Below are 17,691 nucleotides of genomic sequence, written 5' to 3'. Positions count from 1 at the left end.
CTTCACCTAACTCAGCCCTCATGGTGAGGAGCGCGCCGCTTGGCGCGCGTCTCGAACCATGAATCGGAGTGCTGGACCATCCTTCGAGACGCGGCGCAAGTGCGCCGCTCCTCAGGATGAGGACAGAGCAGCGGTCACCCTCACATCGTCGCGCCCAGGACCCAGGGCGCGAATTCCGCCCCGCCGAAATCGAAGCTTTCGCTCTTGGTCGGCGCGCCGGACGCCGTCTTGAGCATCAGCTCGAAGATGCGCTGGCCGCATTCCTGCACCGTCTCGTCGCCATCGAGGATGGTTCCGCAATTGATGTCCATGTCCTCTTCCATGCGCTTGAACATCGGCGTGTTGGTGGCGAGCTTGATGGACGGTGCCGGCTTGCAGCCGAACACGCTGCCGCGGCCGGTGGTGAAGCAGACGAGATTGGCGCCGCCGGCGACCTGCCCTGTCGCGGCAACGGGGTCGTAGCCGGGCGTGTCCATGAACACAAAACCCTTCTTGGTGATCGTCTCGGCATAGTTCAGCACGTCGACGAGATTGGTCGAGCCGGCCTTGGCCATAGCGCCCAAAGATTTTTCGAGAATGGTGGTAAGGCCGCCGGCCTTGTTGCCGGGGCTCGGATTGGCATTCATCTCGGCGCCCTCGCGTTCGCAATAGGCATCCCACCAGCGCATCAGCCCGACCAGTTTCTCGCCGACCTCGCGCGACACCGCGCGGCGCGTCAGCAGATGTTCGGCGCCATAGGTCTCCGGCGTTTCCGACAGCACCACGGTGCCACCATGGCGCACGAGCAGATCGCTCGCCGCGCCGAGCGCCGGGTTGGCCGAGATGCCGGAATAGCCATCGGAGCCGCCGCATTGCAGGGCTACCGTCAACTCGCTGGCAGAGACTTCCTCGCGCGTGACGTTGTTGGCATCGGCCAGCACTTCATTGACGAAGGCAACGCCGGCCTCGGTGGTCTTGCGGGTGCCGCCGATCTCCTGGATCTGCATCTCGCGCAGACGTCCTGCGAGCTTCTGCTCCTGCATCAAGCCACCGATCTGGTTGATCTCGCAGCCGAGGCCGAGCACGACCACGTGGGAGAAGTTCACGTGCCGCGCGTAGCCGCCGAGAGTTCGGCGCAGCAGCGTCAGCGGTTCGTCCTGCGTCATGCCGCAGCCCGTCTTGTGCGTGAGTGCGACGACGCCATCGACATTGGGATAGTCGGCGAGCGGGTTGTGGCCGGTGAAGGGATTCTTCTTGAACACATCGGCGACCATGCTGGCGACATGCGCGCTGCAATTCACCGAAGTGAGGATGCCGATATAGTTGCGCGTGGCGACGCGGCCATCGCTGCGCTTGAGACCCATGAAGGTGGCGGGCAGATCGAAATTCGGCGTCGGCTTGACGTCCACGCCATAGGCATAGTCGCGGTCGAAATCGCCCATGCCCATATTCTGCGTATGGACATGCTGGCCCGGCGCGATCGGCTGGGTGGCAAAGCCGATGATCTGCCCGTAACGGCGGATCTCCTCGCCGGTGGCGATGGGCCGGATCGCGACCTTATGGCCCGCGGGGATGCGCTCCGACGTCACGACGCCTGTCGTCACCTCGATACCGGGCAGCAGCGTGGTACGCGCGATCAATACGGCGTCGTTGTCATGCAGACGAATGACGGGGGATGGAACCATCGGGATTTCCTCGCGCGCGTTTTGTGGTCTGGCAGACCTCTTGTTTGGAATGACTCTAGCTCAAAGACGCGGGCGGCGTCAGCCCTGCTTTGGCCCATGATGACGCCGATCAGACATGCGTCATCACCCCCATTGTTTGCGGCGCGGGGGCGCCGTCGTCCTTTGCATTCCCACCCTCTTGTGAGAGGGCGTGCGGAACGCCGGGTGCCCGTTGCACCCTTGGGCCTGATGCGATGCGGTCTTCCGCAATCTAGAGTGCATCAGGACTTTCGGAGGCGCCGAGCGAGTGCCCGACGTTCCGCCTGCGGTGTTTTTTCGGTTGCTTGCACTTTGCCTCGACGAACGCTCCGATCGCGAATTAAAGTCCCAAGGCGATGGGAAGGGAGCCTCAAGCGAGTAAGCCGAACGCGTTTTGACTTGGTCGTCCGTCACACTGTCCAGGAGTCTTTCCATCCGAAGGTCGGCCGTCTCCTTGCCAGTGGCAGTGCTGGCGCAGATCCGTCCTGCCCGAAGACAGACGTTCCCCCATGAACCGCGTGACGCCGCATCTCCGGCGTCCACCGCATCCCACCCCGCGAACGTGACGATCGCGATCGCCCCTCTCGGCGGGGCAGGACGAAGGGGAATATAAACCTGATGGGGATGCTGTCAACGGAGGATAGGAAAAAATGTATGGGGATGTAAGAGCCCGCCCCCGCCCCACACTCGTCATTCCGGGGCGGGACCGGCGCCGAAGGCGACGGGACTGAACCCGGAATCTCAACGTTGAAGTCTCCGTAGAGCCAAACACTCCGGGATTCCGGGTTCGCGTCCGGCAAGTTGCCGGCCGCGCCCCGGAATGACGCCCAACTACTGCGGCTGCGGCCCCAGGCTCGCGGCAAGCTCGGCCCAGACCGGCGCCTCTTCCTTGTAGAGCGCCTGGCTCGCTTCCAGTGTCATCGGGCCCTCGTCGATACCCTGGCTCTTGAGGAGTTCACGCACGCGATCGCTCTTGCCGGCGCCAACGAACAGCGCGGACAGTTTTGCGACCACCTCCGGCGGCGTCTTCGCCGGAGCCACGCAGCCCTGAAAGGTCAAAAGGCTGTGCGCGCGTGAGGTTGCGCCCTGTTCGAGGAATGTGCCGACGTCGGGAAGATCCTTGATCCGGCGGCGCGACACCGCGACGGCGCGCGCTTTCCCGGTTTGCAGCACCGGCAATGCCGCGGCGTAGCTGCCGATGCCGGCGTCGATGGAGCCGCCGGCGAGATCCTGCCACATCGGCGCCTCGCCGCGGTAATGCACCGCTTCCATCTTCAGCCCATACTGCTTGTTGAGTTCGACGATGACCATATGCGCGAAGGAGCCGGACGCATATGTGCCGACATTCACCTTCTCGGTCTTGCGCGCATAGTCGATGAAGTCCTTCAGCGTCTTTGCGCCGACCTTCTCGCTCACCATCAGCGGCAGGCTGCCGCCCGGCATCACCGCGACCCAGGCGAAATCCTGCGGGACACTGTACTTGATGTCCTTGATGAGAACGGGATTGAGCATATAGGCGGTGGTGTTGCAGATCATCAGCGTGTGGCCGTCGGGATCGGAGCGTTTCAGCTCCATCGCCGCAACGGCGCCGCCGGCACCGGCCTTGTTCTCGACCACCACGGTCTGGCCGAGTTCACGCGACAGGTACTCGCCATAAACGCGCGAGAATTGATCGGTCTGGCCGCCGGCCGCGGAGCCCGCGAGAATTTTGATCGGCTTGGTTGGCCAGCTGTTGGCACGGACGAGTGACGGCGCACTCAACAATGCAGCAGCGCCTGCGCCCGCGGTGACGAATTGGCGTCGGTTGAGCAGACGCAAGTTGTTTCGCACGATCATTCTCCCGATTTGATCTTATCTCTGCGGATAAGTGCATCGAGTATGACCGGCTTCCCCTGCGAAGGCAAAGCAGCAGTGGCACGCACAGATGTTCGGAGAACACATGCGGCAACGCCGCCTCTGGCGTGCATGCCATCAGCCGGAATATTGCCCGGCCGTCAGCGGCGCGTCATGGCTTCGGCGGAAAATGCGTTCGCCAATGCTGCGCGACATCGATGCCACGGCAGAACCATACGTCATCATGCGCGCTCATGTGTTCGAGCATCTTGATGAGCCCGCCAACACGGCCAGGACGGCCGATCAAACGGTCATGCAGACCGATGGACAGCAGTTTCGGCGCGCCGGCGACGCCTTCCGCGTAGAGCACGTCGAAGGCATCGCGCATGTATGTGAAGAATTGCTCGCCGGTCGAGAAACCGGAATTCTCGTTGAAGCGATTGTCGTTGGATTCATAGGAGTAAGGCACGACGAGAAACGGACCATGCTCGGTCTTCACCCAATAGGGCAACTCATCCGCGAGCGAGTCGCGATCGTAGAGAAAACCGCCCTCCTCCGCGAGCAGGCGCCGCGTGTTGGGACCGGGGCGGCCGGTCATCCAGCCGAGCGGACGACTACCGGTCAGCTCGGTGAGTATCTCGATCGCCTTGCGGATATGCGCACGCTCGGTCGCTTCATCCACATCGCAATAATCAATCCAGCGATAGCCGTGGCTGACCATCTCATGGCCGCGCGCAACGCAGGCTTTCGCCAGCTCCGGATTCTGCTCCATCGCCCGCGCAACACCGAGAATACTGACAGGCACCTTGAAGCGATCGAGCACATCGAGAATGCGCCAGGCGCCGCGACGGCTGCCATATTCGAACACGGACTCCACCAGCGGAACGCGAACGCCCTCTTTGGTCGGCACGCCGATGTCATTCAGCATGCCTTCGGAGACTGCATCGCCATTCACCAGCGTGGACTCGCCGCCACCTTCGATATTCAGGCTGATGCTGACTGCGATCTTCGCGCCGTTCGGCCAGCGCGGATCTGGCGACGTGGCACCGTAACCGACGAGATCGCGGGCGATCATCGCATCGGGCCGGATATCGCCGGGCTTCATCGCTGCAAATTCGGACATAGGGCCTCCGGAATGGCTCGGTCGAGCGGGACGGTGCAGGCATCGTAGCCGAAGAACCAGTCGGTTTCGGTCGGGCCATGCATCCACGAATTGGCGATGGAAATCTGCTGGATATCGGCGACACGCGGGATGCGGACCATCGTGTAATGCGCGAAGGCCGTGGCGGGGTCGCCGAATTCGGCGATGCAGCGGCTGAGGATCGCGGCGTCCTCGATGGCCGCCGAGCCACCAGCCGCCATGAACGGACGCACCGCATGGCAGGCATCGCCCATCAGCACCACGCGGCCCTTGTGCCAGGTGTCGTTGCGCGGCCGGTCGTAGATCGGCCACACGGCGACATCTTCCGCCGCTTCCGCCGCGCGCCTGAGATCGGGATGCGCGCTGTCGAAGGCGGCAATGAATTCGTCGCGGTCGCCCTTCACCGGTGAACCGTCGCCGTCCCAGCGCGCCATCGGCAGCGCTGCCATGACATAGACCTCGTTGCGGTCGGGCGTCATATAGTAAGCGAGCGTATGCCGGTCGGGCGCCCACCACTTGGTGCAGTCGTCGATGGGGTCACCCTTGATGCGGCTCGCCGGAAACACCGCGCGCGGTGCAGAACGCCCGATGAAGCGCGGCTCTTCCACGCCAAGGATGAGTTCGCGTGTGATGGAGCGAATGCCGTCAGCGCCGATGGCGATATCGGCTTCCGCGCTTGCGCCGTTCTCGAAGCTCAAAGCGAGCGCGTCGCCGCGCTTCTCGATGCCGGTAAGCTTGTGTCCGAAACGGATGGTGCCGGGCGCGAGCGGTCGCTGCAGCAACTGATGCAAATCGGCGCGGTGGATATTGACAAAGGGGCCGCCAAAACGCGCTTCGCGTTCCGCGTCGAAATCGAGCTTGTAGAGCTGTTCGCCCGTATCCCATGCGCGGCTGAGAAACGCATCGGGGCGAATACCGGTGGCGGCGAAGGCGTCTTCGAGGTCGAGCCGGCGCAGCACCTTCGAAACGTTGGCGCCGAGAATGATGCCGGCGCCGATGCGCGAAAAACTCGGCGACTGCTCATAGACCGCGACCGGGAAGCCGGCGCGCTGCAGCAGCCCCGCCACCGTCAATCCGGCGAGACCCGCGCCGAGAACGGCGATCCGTGTTCCGCGATCCATCTCTCACCTCGTTCCAGCGGCGCCACAGCGTCCAAGCAGCAGATCATTCGATAGCTAACGATTTCGCATAGAACGGGCTGCTTGCAGCTGTCAAGCAACGGCATGAGCCGCCTCAGAAACGAGCGATATGCGCGGAGTTTGCGCGATTTTTTGCTGTTCGCGGTGAATTTTTGGGCAGCGTCGCCGTTGATCTTCCTCAAAGCCGCCCTTAGCATTTATTCGATTGCGAACGAATTGGGTGCGCCGCTTGCGCACCGAAAGCCGGCCTCCTCCTCACCCGTCACTGAAGGTCAGACCATGAAATTCCGCGCTCGCCTCACCGCCGCCCTGCTCGCGACCCTGGCAACAGTCGGCGTCTCCAGCGCGCAGGCTGCCGAGATCAATTTCATCACCGATTTCGGCTTCAACGGCCGCCACGCTTATTTCTACGTTGCCCGCGAGAAGGGCTACTACAAGGCCGAGGGCTTCGACGTGACCTTCGTGCGCGGCCAGGGCTCGGCCGACGCCATCAAGAAGGTTGCTGCCGGCGTCGCCACCTTCGGCTTCGCCGATGCCGGTTCGCTGGTGCTGGCGCGCGGCAATGACGGCGTGCCGGTGAAACTGGTCTCGGTGGTTTATGCGAAGCCGCCGCAGGCGATCTTCGCCATCAAGGGCAGCGGCATCAATTCGCCGAAGGATCTCGAAGGCAAGACCGTCGCCGACACCGCATCAAGCTCGGTGCGCCTGTTGTTCCCGGCTTTCGCCAAGGCCGCCGGCATCGACGCCAGCAAGGTGAAGTGGGTGGTCGCCGAAGGCTCGGCGCTGCCATCACTGCTCGCCAATGGCCGCGCCGATGCGATCTGCCAGTTCTCGGTCGGCGAGCCGCTGATTGCAGCAGCCGTGGCGCCGAAGGAAGTCACCCGCATCAACTACGCCGACTCCAATCTCGATTATTACGGCAACGGCCTGATCGCTTCCGAGGAGATGATCGCGAAGAGCCCGGATCAGGTGAAGGCCTTCGTCCGCGCCACCATCAAGGGCATGAAGGACGCCTTCGCCAATCCGGCGGAAGCCGCCACCATCATGGCGAAGTATCAGAAGGAATTGCAGCCGGCGGTGATCGAAGGCGAGACCAGGCTGGTGAAGGAACTCGCAGAGGTGAAGGGATCGCTCGGCCATATCGAGCCGAAGAGCATCGCCAGCACCGTCGATGTGATGTCGGCCAACTTCACGCTGAAGAATCCCGTGAAGCCGGAAGACCTGTTCGCGCCGGGCTTCATCGACTGATGACGGCGATTTCCGCACACAATGATGCGCCGTCGCGGACTGCCGCGGCGGTGGTTCCTGCGATCGACCTTAAGGGCGTCACCAAGACCTATCCCGGGCGCGACGGCAAAGCCACGCATGCGCTCGGCCCGGTCGATCTGCGCATCGATCCCGGCAGTTTCGTCTCGGTGGTCGGCCCATCGGGCTGTGGCAAGTCCACGCTGCTGCGCCTCGTTGCCGGGCTGGAAATGCCGGACACCGGCACCATGCAGCGCTATGGCACGCCGCTCGAGGGCCCATCGCATGAAGTGGGCATCGTGTTTCAGGAGCACGTGCTGTTTCCATGGACCAGCGTGCTCGACAATGTATTGCTTCCCGCCGACGTGCTGGCGCTGCCGAAAGCCGCGGCGCGCGAGCGAGCGCTGAAGCTGCTCGAACTCACCGGCCTGAAGGATTTCGCCCATCAGCGCCCGCAGGCACTGTCCGGCGGCATGAAGCAGCGCGCCGCCTTCTGCCGCGCTATGATCTCCGATCCGCGCCTGCTACTTCTCGACGAACCCTTTGGTGCGCTCGACGCGCTCACCCGCGAGGAATTGTCGCTCGAACTCTCGCGCCTCTGGCAGGAGCTGGGCCGCGCCGCGCTGCTGATCACCCATGACATCGAGGAGGCGATCCTGCTCGGTGACCGGGTGCTGATCATGTCGGAGCGACCCGGCACCATCCGTGCCGACATCACCATCGATCTGCCGCGTCCGCGCGATGCCGACACCGTGAAGCTGCCGCGCTTCCAGGAGATCAAGAACCAGATCCGCGATATTATCTTCAACCGGACGGGTGGCTGACATGATCTCGCGCTTCATCGACCGCGCCGCCACGCCGCTGATCTATCTGGCGCTATTGATCGGCTGGGAGTTGATCGCTGACGTCCTGAAGATTCCGACATGGATCCTGCCGGCGCCCTTGGAGATCTACAGCTCCGCCGTGAAATGGGCGCCGGAGCTGGCATCGAACACGCTGGTGACGCTACGCGAGACCGTGCTCGGCTTCGTGCTGGCGATCGCGCTGTCGCTGCCGCTGGCGATCCTGATCAGCCTCAATCCACTGGCGCGCCGGATCATCTATCCGATCCTGCTCGGCCTGCAGTCGGTGCCGAAGGTCGCCGTGGCGCCGCTGATCATTTTGTGGTTCGGCCTCTCGGAATGGCCGAAGATCCTGGTCGTGGTGCTGGTCTGCTTCTTCCCGATCCTCGTCAACATGGTTGCCGGCTTCGAGGCTGCGCCAAAGACCATGCTCGACCTGATGCGCTCGCTCGGCGCCTCGCCGCATATGGTGTTCCGTCGGCTGCGCGTTCCCGTGGCGCTGCCGCACTTCTTCACCGGCTGCAAGGTGGCGGTGACCTTCGCCGTGATCGGCGCTGTGATCAGCGAATTCGTCGCCGCGCAGGACGGGCTCGGCTATCTGATCCTGACCTCCACCGCGCAGTCGCAGACGCCGCTCGCTTTCGCCGCCATCGCGCTGCTCACCGTGTTGAGTATTGCGCTGTTTCACGGCATCGAGTTTATCGAACGACGCGTGATCGACTGGACGCCGTGAGACCATGACTGACGAGACATCTCGATCGAAACCACCCTCGCGTCGCCCGACGCGCGCGCGCGCGGCAATGCGCGAACAGGTCGATGCCATTTTTGCGCAGTGGCAGACGGAGCGACCGGATATCGACCCCAGCCCGGTGCACATCTACGGCCTGATCGGCCGGATTCAGATGCAATGCACAGCCCTCATCGACGAGGCGCTCGCGCCCTTCGAACTGACGCGCGGCACCTATGACGTGCTGACGGCGCTGCGCCGCGCTGGCGCGCCCTACAGCCTGTCGCCGAAGCAGATCGCCGAATCGCTGCTACTCAGTGGCGCAGGCCTGACCAGCCGGCTCAACAAGCTTGAGGCGCAGAATTATCTAGCACGACTGCCGGAGCCGAACGATCGCAGGACGCTGCGCGTGCAGCTTACGTCGGCCGGCGAGACCATCATCAACGAAGCGATTCCGCGGGTGTTCGACGTGCAGCGAGAGTTGTTGGCACCGCTCGGACTCGAAGGACAGCAGTTGCTGATGCAGGAGCTGATGCGTTTTGCGGATGTGATCGACGGACGGCAGAGCGAGGCGAAAACGGACGCCGGATCGTCCGAGCAATGATCGTCAATCTCTAACACCGTCATTCCGGGTTCGCGCGCATTGCGCGCGCCCCGGAACGACGAGAGTGTGGTGGCTTATGCCTTGCCGCCCGAGCCCTTGCGGGTGTCGTTGACCCAGCTCTTCGCGCCGGTGGCGAGAATGCCGCTGTCGTTGAGCAGTGTCACCAGCTTGAATCCCATGCCGATGTTTTTCGCAGCACCCACGGGGCCCGAGCAGTGGATGCCGGGGTTGAGGCCGCGCTTGTCGCATTCCTTGATCAGCTTGTCGTAGATCTTGAGGATCTCCGGCTCTTCGCGGTCGAGCTTCGGCACGAGACCGTAGGAAAAGCCGAGATCGGAGGGACCGACATAAACACCATCGATGCCTTCGACATCGAGGATGGCTTCCATGTTGTCGACTGCGGTCTTGGTTTCCAGCATCGGCAGGCAGATGATGTCGGCGTTGGCGGTCTTCTGGTAGTCGCCAGCGCCGCCATACATGCCGGAGCGGATCGGACCGTTGCTGCGGGTGCCGCGCGGCGGATACTTGCAATACTGGACGAAGTTTTCAGCCTCTTCCTTGGTATTGACCATCGGGCAGATCACGCCATAGGCGCCGCCGTCGAGCACCTTGCCGATGATGCCGGGCTCGTTCCATGGCACGCGGACCATCGGCGTCACCGGATGCGCACCCATCGCCTGGAAACACTCCACCATCGACATGTAGTCCTGCACGCCGTGCTGGATATCGACGGTGACGCTGTCGAAGCCGCACTGCGCCATCACTTCGGCGGAGAAGCCCGACGGAATCGCCAGCCAGCCGTTGACGGCTACCTTGCCCGCCTTCCAGATTTCTTTGACTTTGTTTGCCATCGTCGATGGTCCTTCTTTTGGTTGGTAGTGATGACTTGAGTGCAGCAGAGTTGAGTTCGAGAAACTACGACGTCGCCTTCTTCACGGCCTCTTCGCTGACGCCGACGTCGCGTGCGGTCTGCACGATGGCAGCCCAGGTCTCGTCCGGCAATGGCACGCCATTGGCGGTGCGCTCGGCGCGGGTCTTGGCCTCGTTGTCGCCGGGGATCAGAACGGCGTCGACGCCGGCTGCCGGCTTCGCGCTCTTGAAGAAGTCGACATAGCGCGCGACTTCGCCGTCGAAGAAGTTCGCGGGGTCGATCACTTTCGGATCGATATAGATCGAGAACATGCCATTGGCGAATGGCCGATCATACTTGGTGGCACCGTTGCCAGTCAGCGCGCCGCCGAGCAGTTCGCAGATCAATGCGAGACCCGAGCCCTTGTGATCGCCGAAAGCGCGGATCGCGCCGGTGCCCTTGGAGTGATCGCGCGGACCTTGCATCTCATGCGGGCCGTAAAGCAGCGCCGGGTCTTCGCTCAGCGTGCCATCGGGAGCAATCAGCGCGCCCTTCGGCAGCTTCTTGCCGCCGCGCGAGGCAACCAGCACCTTGCCTTCGGCCACCACCGAGGTCGCGAAATCGAGCACCACCGGCATCTGTCCGGGACGCGGAATGCCGACGCAATAGGGCGCGGTGGAGAGACGGCGCTCGACGCCGCCATAGGGCGCGACCAGCACGGAGCCAGCAGCCGTGACGAAATGGATCGAGACGAGGCCTTCGGCTGCTGCCATCTCGGCCCAGTCGCCGATGCGGCCGATGTGACCGGAATTCTTGGTGGCGATGGCGGAGAGACCGGCCGCCTTGCACTTCTCGATTCCCAGTTTGACCGCCTGCGGGCCGACCGTCTGGCCATAGCCGAAACGGCCATCGACGACGGCGAGCGACGGCGTATCGACGGGGATTTCGATGGTCTGGTTCGGAGTGATCATCCCGTTGTTGCGCCAGCGGATATAGACGGGCACGCGGATCACGCCGTGGCTATCATGGCCGGTCAGGTTCGCGGTGGTGAGATAGGTCGCGATGCGCCGGGCTTCTTCGGGAGAAGAGTCGGCATGGGCGAACACGTCGGCAACGAAATCGATGAGCTTGTTGACTTGAACTGTAACCATGGTGGGACATTCGTCCTTGTTGATGGGCAGCGAGGCCGTCGGTGCAAGCCCTCAATGGGCCGCAAGACCTGCTGCAGGTTTACCATGACCGCCGAGATAGGCGGCCGCGATGGCCTCATTGGCCCAGAGATCCTCCGGCTTGCCGCCAAGCACGATACGGCCGGTTTCCAGCACGTAACCCTGATCGGCGACGGATAGTCCCATGCGCGCATTTTGCTCCACAAGCAAGACCGTGGTGGAGAGGCGGATTTCCGTGATGATGCGGAACACGGCCTGCACGATGACCGGCGCAAGGCCGAGCGACGGCTCGTCCAGGAGTAGCAACCGCGGCTTGGCCATCAGGCCGCGCGCGACGGCAACCATCTGCAACTGGCCGCCGGACAGCGTCCAGCCAAGCGCACCAGAGAATTTCCGTATGTCGGGAAACAGATCGAACATCGCGTCGGCTTCACCAGACAATTCGGCCTTGCTCGCTTTGCGGTTGGAGCCGCCAAGCATGATGTTCTCTTTCACCGTCAGGCCGGGAAACACCCGCCTGCCCTCCGGCACATGGGAGATGCCCATCCGCACGATTGCCTCTGGGCCCAAACCTGCGATCGACTTGCCGTCGAACAGAATATCGCCCGAGGCCGGCTTGGCCAGACCCGAGATCGCGCGCAGCGTGGTCGACTTGCCGGCGCCGTTGGCGCCGAGCAGCGTGACCACCTGCCCTTCCTCGACATTGAACGACACACCGCGGAGCGCGACGATTTCGCCGTAGCGGACATTGAGATCGTTGATTTCAAGCAGCGGCATCAGTCTGTTCCGAGATAGGCCGAGACGACATCGGGATGGCGCAGCACCGCCATCGACTCGCCATCGGCAATACGCCGTCCGAAATTCAGCACGGTGATGTGCTGGGCTGCTTCCGACACCAGCGTCATGTCGTGATCGATGATCAGAATGGTCAGCCCCTGCGCCGCGATGCGCTTGAGCAGTTCATGCAGTTCGAGCTTCTCGGTCGAATTGAGACCGGCAGCGGGCTCGTCGAGCAGCAGCAGCGTCGGGTTCGCCGCCAATGCGCGCGCGATCTCGATCAGGCGCTGATGGCCGTAGGAGAAGCTGGAAATCAGCTCCATGGCGCGCGGGCCGAGGCCAACGAAAGTGAGTGCCGCCAGCGCCCGCTCGGTCAGCGCGGCTTCATCGCCCTTGCCGGTCAGCGTATTGCCCGGCCGCTCGGCGCCGATGATGACGTTTTCCAGTGCGGTCATCGAGCGGAACAGGCGGATGTTCTGGAAGGTGCGGCCGAGCCCCGCTGCTGCGCGCAGATGCGGCGGCATCGTTGTGACGTCGGTGCCATCCAGCACCACCTTGCCTGAGGTCGCATTGTAGAGACCCGACAGCACGTTGAGCGTCGTGGTCTTGCCGGAACCGTTCGGGCCGATCAGCGCGTGCACGCCGCCGCGGCGCACTGATATGTCGACCTGATCGACGGCTTTCAAACCGCCGAAATGTTTCGACAGGCCGGTGACTTCGAGCACCATCTCGCCGCCGGTCGTCGCCGGCCTGAGCTGCAGCGGCGCGCTTGTCACGGCCACCTTCTTGCTGCTGCGCATGCGATCATAGGCGGCAGTGACAAAGCCCCAGATGCCATCCGGCATGAAGCGGATGATGAGGATCACCGAGAGGCCGTAGATCGCCAGATATAGGCCCGGCACGCTCTTGAGGAAGCGCAGCCATTCCGGAATCAGGATCAGAAGACCCGTGCCGATGGCCGAGCCGATCGGCGACGCCACGCCGCCGAGCAGCGACATCGTCAGGAACACGATGGATTCGGCGAAGGAGAACTGATCCGGACTGATATAGGCGAAGCCGCCGGCGAACAGTCCGCCGCCGAGACCGCCGAGCACGGCCGATATGGCGAAGGCGTAGACCTTGGTACGAAACACATCGATGCCGTTGACGCCCGCCGCGAGTTCGTTGTCGCGCACGGCGCGCATGGCGCGGCCGAGCCGCGTCTCCGGCAGATGCCAGACGATGTAGCCGACCAGCGCCAGCATCGCGACACAGAAGGCCAGATAGGACTGCGACGACAGGAACAGCGAGGGACGGCCGATCTTCGACACGCCGTCCGGTCCCTTGGTGAGCCAGATCGCGTTGATCATCACCAGCGTGACGATCTGCTGGAACGAGATCGTCACCATGGCAAGGTAGTGCCCACCGAGTCGCAGCGTCGACAAGCCGAGGATCGCGCCAGCGACCAGCGCCATCACGCAGCCCGCCACCAGGCAGAGCCAGTAGCTGAGCTGATAGTCTGTGGTGCCGATGCCGACCGCATAGGCGCCGAAGCCGAAGAATGCCGCCTGCGCCAGATTGATCTGGCCGCACAGGCCAAGCACCACCGACAGGCCGAACACGGCGATGGCGAAGGTCGTCGCCTGCATCAGGATGTTGAGGATGTAGCCGTCGAACTGCGCGGAGGCAGCCAGAAAGACCACGATGGCGGCGCCGATGAAATACGGCGCGTGGCGCAGCAGCAGCGGTTTCGGACGCGTGATGACCACTGCCTCGATGTTCTCGCTGGAGGTGCTCATGCTTTCTCCGCGACACGTTCGCCGAAGATGCCCTGCGGACGAAACACCAGGAACAGCACCAGCACGAGGAAGGCGAAGCCGTCTTTATACGGCACGGAGATATAGGCGGCGCCGAAGGTCTCGATGATCCCGAGCGCGAGGCCGCCGATGATGGCGCCTGTGACATCGCCGAAGCCGCCGATGATGGTGGCGGCGAAGGCTTTCAGCGCGATGGTCGAGCCCATCTGGATCGAGACGAACAGGATCGGCGCCACCAGCAGACCAGCAAGACCGCCGAGCACGGCCGAATAGATGAAGGTGACCATGATCATGGTCGAGACGGAAATACCGAGCAGCGATGCCATCTCCTTGTCCTGCGAGGTCGCCTGCAGCTTCTTGCCGATCATGGTGTGTTCGAAAAACCAGTAATTGAAGATCACCAGCGCGATGGTGACCACGATGATCAGGAGATACTGACTGTCGAGATAGACCGGGCCGAGCTGGATGCCGGGGGTCTCGAACCAGCCCGGCAGCACCTGCGGCTGCGGCCCGTACAGCGCGAGCACACCATTGGCCATCAGGATCGAGGCGCCGATGGTGGCGATGATCACAGGCAGATAGGTGCGGTGGCGCAGCGGATAATAGACGCCGAGATTGAAGATGGCGCCGATGACAGCCATGCCCGCGAGCGCAATGATGAAGGATAGCCAGTAAGGCAGTTCCAGATCGACGGCGCAGACCACCATGAGATAGGCAGCGACCATCGAGAACTCGCCTTGCGCGAAATTGACGACGTTTGTCGCTCGGAAGATCAACACGAAGCCCAGCGCGACCAGCGCGTAGACGGCTCCGATGCCGATTCCCGTAAACAGTAACTGCAGTACCAGATCCATCAGGCGTGCTCGGTGGGAGGTGATTTTGCCAAGAACTCGTCATTCCGGGATGCGCCCGCTTGGGCGCAGACCCGGAATCTCGACATGGTGAGCGCGGCAACTGGCGCTGAACATTCCGGGATTCCGGGTTCGCGACCGCCTGACGGCGCTCGCACCCCGGAATGACAATGGTGGGGCGGTTCACGCGCGGAAGACGCGCGTGCCCGGGATGACGATTTAGGCCGTCGGACGACGGCCATCACCGTCAATTATCGAATTCGATGTGCTTGTCGAAGACGATGTTGCCCTTCTCGTTCTTCACGATGTTGTAGCCGTGTAGGCCGTCGCCGTTCTTGTCGAAGTTGTATTCGCCTTCGGCGCCCGGATATTTCTTGACCGTGAGGATCGCCTCGCGGATCTTCTGCGGATCGGTCGAACCGGCATTCTTGATCGCCGTTGCCAGCACGTTGATCGCATCATATGGCCAGGAGCTCTGGTTATCCGGTGCAACCTTGTAGGCATCGCGGTAAGCCTTGCCGAAGGCCTTCGACGCCTCGGAGGAATCTTCCGCGTAATCGGCGACGCCATAGGTGCCGTAGAGCGCGGGACCGGCGAGCTTCAATGCGGTGACGTTGACGATCGAGGGCGAACCGACCCACGGAATGTTGACGCCGAGCTGTCGCAGCTGGCGTGCAAAAATGCCGAGATCGTTCTCGAAGGTGAAATAGGAACCGAGAATGTCGGCGCCGGACTGCTTGATCGCCAGAACGACAGGCGTGAAATCCTGGCTTTGATTGGCATAGCCCTGATCGAGCGCGACGGTCGCACCGAGCGGCCCGAGCGCTTCGGTCAGTGCCTTGCCGCCCGCCGTGCCGAAGGCATCGGTCGAATGCAGCACGGCCCACTTCTTCTTGTCGAGATTCTTGACGCCATATTCGGCGATGACGCGGCCGGAATAGCTGTCATTCGGGCGGAAACGGAACAGCCAGGGATTGCCGAGCTTGGTGAGGTTCGGATCGGTGCCGCCGAACATCACGGGCTTGCCGAGCTTCATCACGTCAGGCGCCATCGCATGCACCTGAGTCGAGCGGATCGAACCGAGGAAACCGACGATTTCGGGATTGGCAGCAAGCTTGGAGAAGGCCAGCACGATGCCGGGATTGGTGGTCTGATCGTCCTCGATGATCAGTTCGATCTGCTTGCCGAGAATGCCACCTGCCTTGTTGATGGCCTCGACTGCGAGCTTGGCGCCGCCGGTCGCATATTTGCCCGCTTCCGCAGCCGGCCCCGTAATCGGCGCGCACATGCCGATCTTGATCGTTCCGCCGCCCTGGGCGCGCGCGCTACCAATAATGTAGGGGGCGGTCAGACCAGCGGCCAATCCTGCCGTGAATCCACGTCTCGTGAGCGTCATCGTTCTCTCCCTAAGAGGCCGGACTTGAGCGCCAGCCTTCTTTGATGGGCGGGAGTTGAGCGAAAAATTCTTCTCCTGTCTACAGCCCAGCGAAATTCGTACGACGAATTAACGCTCGCGTAACGTGCGACGGCCTTGCCGCAAAAATATGCAGACGCGTTATCGATCGAAGAGATCGTCTTCCGCGCCATCGGCAGCAGGCATGGCCAGCAGCGCGGCTTCCAACTCATGCAACAGGGCCTGCAGGTCCGACAGTTTGCGCGCGCCGAAGCGCTTCGTCATCTCGGCATAGATTGCCTCCGATGTGGGCGCGACGGCCTCGATCAATTTCAATCCCTTTGACGTGATCGAGACAACGCTGCGGCGCAAATCGGCCTTCAGCAAGCGCCGCTCGATCAGCCGCCTGCCCTCCAGATCGCGCAGGATCCGCGACAGACTCGGCCCCAGCAGGAAGGCGACACGCGCGAGTTCCGTCACCTCGATCTCGCCCGACGCCGCCAGCGCGCGCAGGATGCGCCATTGCTGTTCGGTGAGATCATGCGCGCGAAGCGATGGTCGAAAATGTCGCATCACCGATTCCCGCGTTCGCAGCAGCGACATTGGGAGCGACTGCGAGAAGTCGCGCATGGGGATTTTCGCGGCGGCCTTGGCGGCGGTCCGTGGCTTTGATGCTGTCGTCATGGTCGCCTCTATAAGATGATTCTGGCGCACCGCAGTGTGCAACGCACAATCGAATTGTCACGTCCAGGGTTTGATCACAATCACTTAACATGTTAATCACTTTGCCGCGCGGCTTTTCTGCGCGGGATGACGACCCGATGGCACTCACCTCTTCAGACATATCAAGCGCGGCAGAGCGCCTGCATCACGCCGAAAAGACGCGGACGCAGATCCGGCAACTGTCGCTGGATCATCCCGGCATCACCATCGACGATTCCTACGCGATCCAGAAAGCCTGGATTGCAATCAAGACCGGTGAAGGCCGCATCGTGCGCGGCCACAAGATCGGCCTCACCTCCAAGGCGATGCAGAGCGCACTGAATATCGATGAGCCGGATTCTGGCGTGCTGCTCGACGACATGTTCTTCGCCGATGGCGGGCTCGTCCCCACCGATCGTTTCATCGCAACCCGCGTCGAGGCCGAACTGGCTTTCGTGATGAAGACGCGGCTCGAAGGCCCGGACTGCACGATGTTCGATGTGCTCAATGCCACCGATTTCGTGGTGCCGGCGCTGGAAATTCTCGATACCCGCGTCGAACGCGTCGATGCCGCAACCAAAGCCACGCGAAAAATCTTCGACACCATCGCCGATAATGCGGCCAATGCCGGTATCGTGCTGGGCGGCCGGCCGATGCGTCCGCTGGAAACCGATCTACGCTGGGTCGGCGTGATGTGCCATCGCAACGGCCAGCTCGAAGAAACCGGCCTGGCCGCCGGTGTGCTGAATCATCCCGCCACCAGCGTCGCCTGGCTTGCCAACAAGATCGCGCCGCATGGGCTCGCGCTGGAACCCGGTCAGGTCGTGCTCGCCGGCTCGTTCATTCGCCCCATCGAGACCCGCAAAGGCGACACGATCCAGGCGGACTATGGCCCGTGGGGCACCGTCAGTTGCTACTTCGCCTGAAATAGGGATCACGC

At 62.8% G+C, this 17,691-nt stretch carries 16 protein-coding genes; 5 read left to right on the top strand and 11 right to left on the bottom strand.

Features of this window, described 5'->3' with window-relative positions:
* Nucleotides 1-140: 140 nt before the first annotated feature.
* The 4 genes from A4A58_RS21280 to A4A58_RS21265 form a co-directional block, all read right to left on the bottom strand.
* Nucleotides 141-1,664 (bottom strand): UxaA family hydrolase, encoded by a 1,524-nt coding sequence (locus tag A4A58_RS21280; RefSeq protein ID WP_068735835.1) that lies wholly within the window; start codon nt 1,662-1,664, stop codon nt 141-143.
* Nucleotides 1,665-2,513: 849 nt separating this feature from the next.
* Nucleotides 2,514-3,512: a Bug family tripartite tricarboxylate transporter substrate binding protein gene (locus A4A58_RS21275; RefSeq protein ID WP_244499825.1), complete on the bottom strand. Its 999-nt coding sequence runs from the start codon at nt 3,510-3,512 to the stop codon at nt 2,514-2,516.
* A gap of 175 nt (nt 3,513-3,687) precedes the next feature.
* The gene (locus A4A58_RS21270; protein WP_244499824.1) at nt 3,688-4,638 is read right to left on the bottom strand and encodes a polysaccharide deacetylase family protein; all 951 of its coding nucleotides are present in this window, start codon (nt 4,636-4,638) and stop codon (nt 3,688-3,690) included.
* On the bottom strand, nt 4,617-5,777 hold the full coding sequence (locus A4A58_RS21265) for an FAD-dependent oxidoreductase (RefSeq protein ID WP_068735832.1): 1,161 nt from the start codon (nt 5,775-5,777) through the stop codon (nt 4,617-4,619). The genes A4A58_RS21270 and A4A58_RS21265 overlap by 22 nt, the downstream gene beginning before the upstream one ends.
* 297 nt (nt 5,778-6,074) lie before the next feature.
* Between A4A58_RS21265 and A4A58_RS21260 the strand changes: the two genes are divergently transcribed.
* The 4 genes from A4A58_RS21260 to A4A58_RS21245 are packed head-to-tail and all read left to right on the top strand — an operon-like array spanning nt 6,075 to nt 9,213.
* Nucleotides 6,075-7,043 carry an ABC transporter substrate-binding protein gene (locus tag A4A58_RS21260; protein WP_068736284.1) on the top strand — a complete coding sequence of 323 codons (969 nt, stop codon included), beginning with the start codon at nt 6,075-6,077 and terminating at the stop codon, nt 7,041-7,043.
* Nucleotides 7,043-7,864, top strand: a complete 822-nt coding sequence (locus tag A4A58_RS21255; RefSeq protein WP_068735830.1) for an ABC transporter ATP-binding protein — start codon at nt 7,043-7,045, stop codon at nt 7,862-7,864. The genes A4A58_RS21260 and A4A58_RS21255 overlap by 1 nt, the downstream gene beginning before the upstream one ends.
* Nucleotide 7,865: 1 nt before the next feature.
* Entirely contained in the window at nt 7,866-8,615 is a 750-nt protein-coding gene (locus A4A58_RS21250; RefSeq protein WP_068735828.1) for an ABC transporter permease, read from the top strand.
* A 4-nt stretch (nt 8,616-8,619) separates the two neighbouring features.
* On the top strand, nt 8,620-9,213 hold the full coding sequence (locus A4A58_RS21245; RefSeq protein ID WP_081421986.1) for a MarR family winged helix-turn-helix transcriptional regulator: 594 nt from the start codon (nt 8,620-8,622) through the stop codon (nt 9,211-9,213).
* Nucleotides 9,214-9,287: 74 nt separating this feature from the next.
* Here the strand turns inward: A4A58_RS21245 and A4A58_RS21240 are convergent, their stop codons facing one another.
* The 7 genes from A4A58_RS21240 to hpaR all read right to left on the bottom strand — a co-directional run bounded on the left by A4A58_RS21240 (nt 9,288) and on the right by hpaR (nt 16,733).
* A complete protein-coding gene (locus A4A58_RS21240) occupies nt 9,288-10,064 on the bottom strand; it encodes an HpcH/HpaI aldolase family protein (protein WP_068735824.1) in 777 nt (258 codons plus the stop codon).
* 64 nt (nt 10,065-10,128) lie between these two features.
* Entirely contained in the window at nt 10,129-11,214 is a 1,086-nt protein-coding gene (locus A4A58_RS21235) for a malate/lactate/ureidoglycolate dehydrogenase (RefSeq protein WP_068735822.1), read from the bottom strand.
* Nucleotides 11,215-11,265: 51 nt separating this feature from the next.
* A complete protein-coding gene (locus A4A58_RS21230; protein WP_068735820.1) occupies nt 11,266-12,009 on the bottom strand; it encodes an ABC transporter ATP-binding protein in 744 nt (247 codons plus the stop codon).
* Nucleotides 12,009-13,787 (bottom strand): branched-chain amino acid ABC transporter ATP-binding protein/permease, encoded by a 1,779-nt coding sequence (locus tag A4A58_RS21225; RefSeq protein ID WP_068735818.1) that lies wholly within the window; start codon nt 13,785-13,787, stop codon nt 12,009-12,011. Before A4A58_RS21225 ends, A4A58_RS21230 begins: the two co-directional genes overlap by 1 nt.
* Nucleotides 13,784-14,659 carry a branched-chain amino acid ABC transporter permease gene (locus tag A4A58_RS21220; RefSeq protein ID WP_068735816.1) on the bottom strand — a complete coding sequence of 292 codons (876 nt, stop codon included), beginning with the start codon at nt 14,657-14,659 and terminating at the stop codon, nt 13,784-13,786. Before A4A58_RS21220 ends, A4A58_RS21225 begins: the two co-directional genes overlap by 4 nt.
* A 244-nt stretch (nt 14,660-14,903) precedes the next feature.
* Nucleotides 14,904-16,052, bottom strand: coding sequence for an ABC transporter substrate-binding protein (locus A4A58_RS21215; protein WP_068735814.1), 1,149 nt, complete (start codon nt 16,050-16,052; stop codon nt 14,904-14,906).
* Between the two features lie 159 nt (nt 16,053-16,211).
* Nucleotides 16,212-16,733: a homoprotocatechuate degradation operon regulator HpaR gene (gene hpaR, locus A4A58_RS21210; RefSeq protein ID WP_068735812.1), complete on the bottom strand. Its 522-nt coding sequence runs from the start codon at nt 16,731-16,733 to the stop codon at nt 16,212-16,214.
* Between the two features lie 137 nt (nt 16,734-16,870).
* Between hpaR and hpaH the strand changes: the two genes are divergently transcribed.
* Nucleotides 16,871-17,677 carry a 2-oxo-hept-4-ene-1,7-dioate hydratase gene (gene hpaH, locus A4A58_RS21205; protein WP_068735810.1) on the top strand — a complete coding sequence of 269 codons (807 nt, stop codon included), beginning with the start codon at nt 16,871-16,873 and terminating at the stop codon, nt 17,675-17,677.
* Nucleotides 17,678-17,691: the final 14 nt, after the last annotated feature.

Source organism: Tardiphaga robiniae, assembly GCF_001618955.1.
GTDB lineage: Bacteria > Pseudomonadota > Alphaproteobacteria > Rhizobiales > Xanthobacteraceae > Tardiphaga > Tardiphaga robiniae_A.
This window is presented reverse-complemented; position numbering and strand designations above follow the sequence as displayed.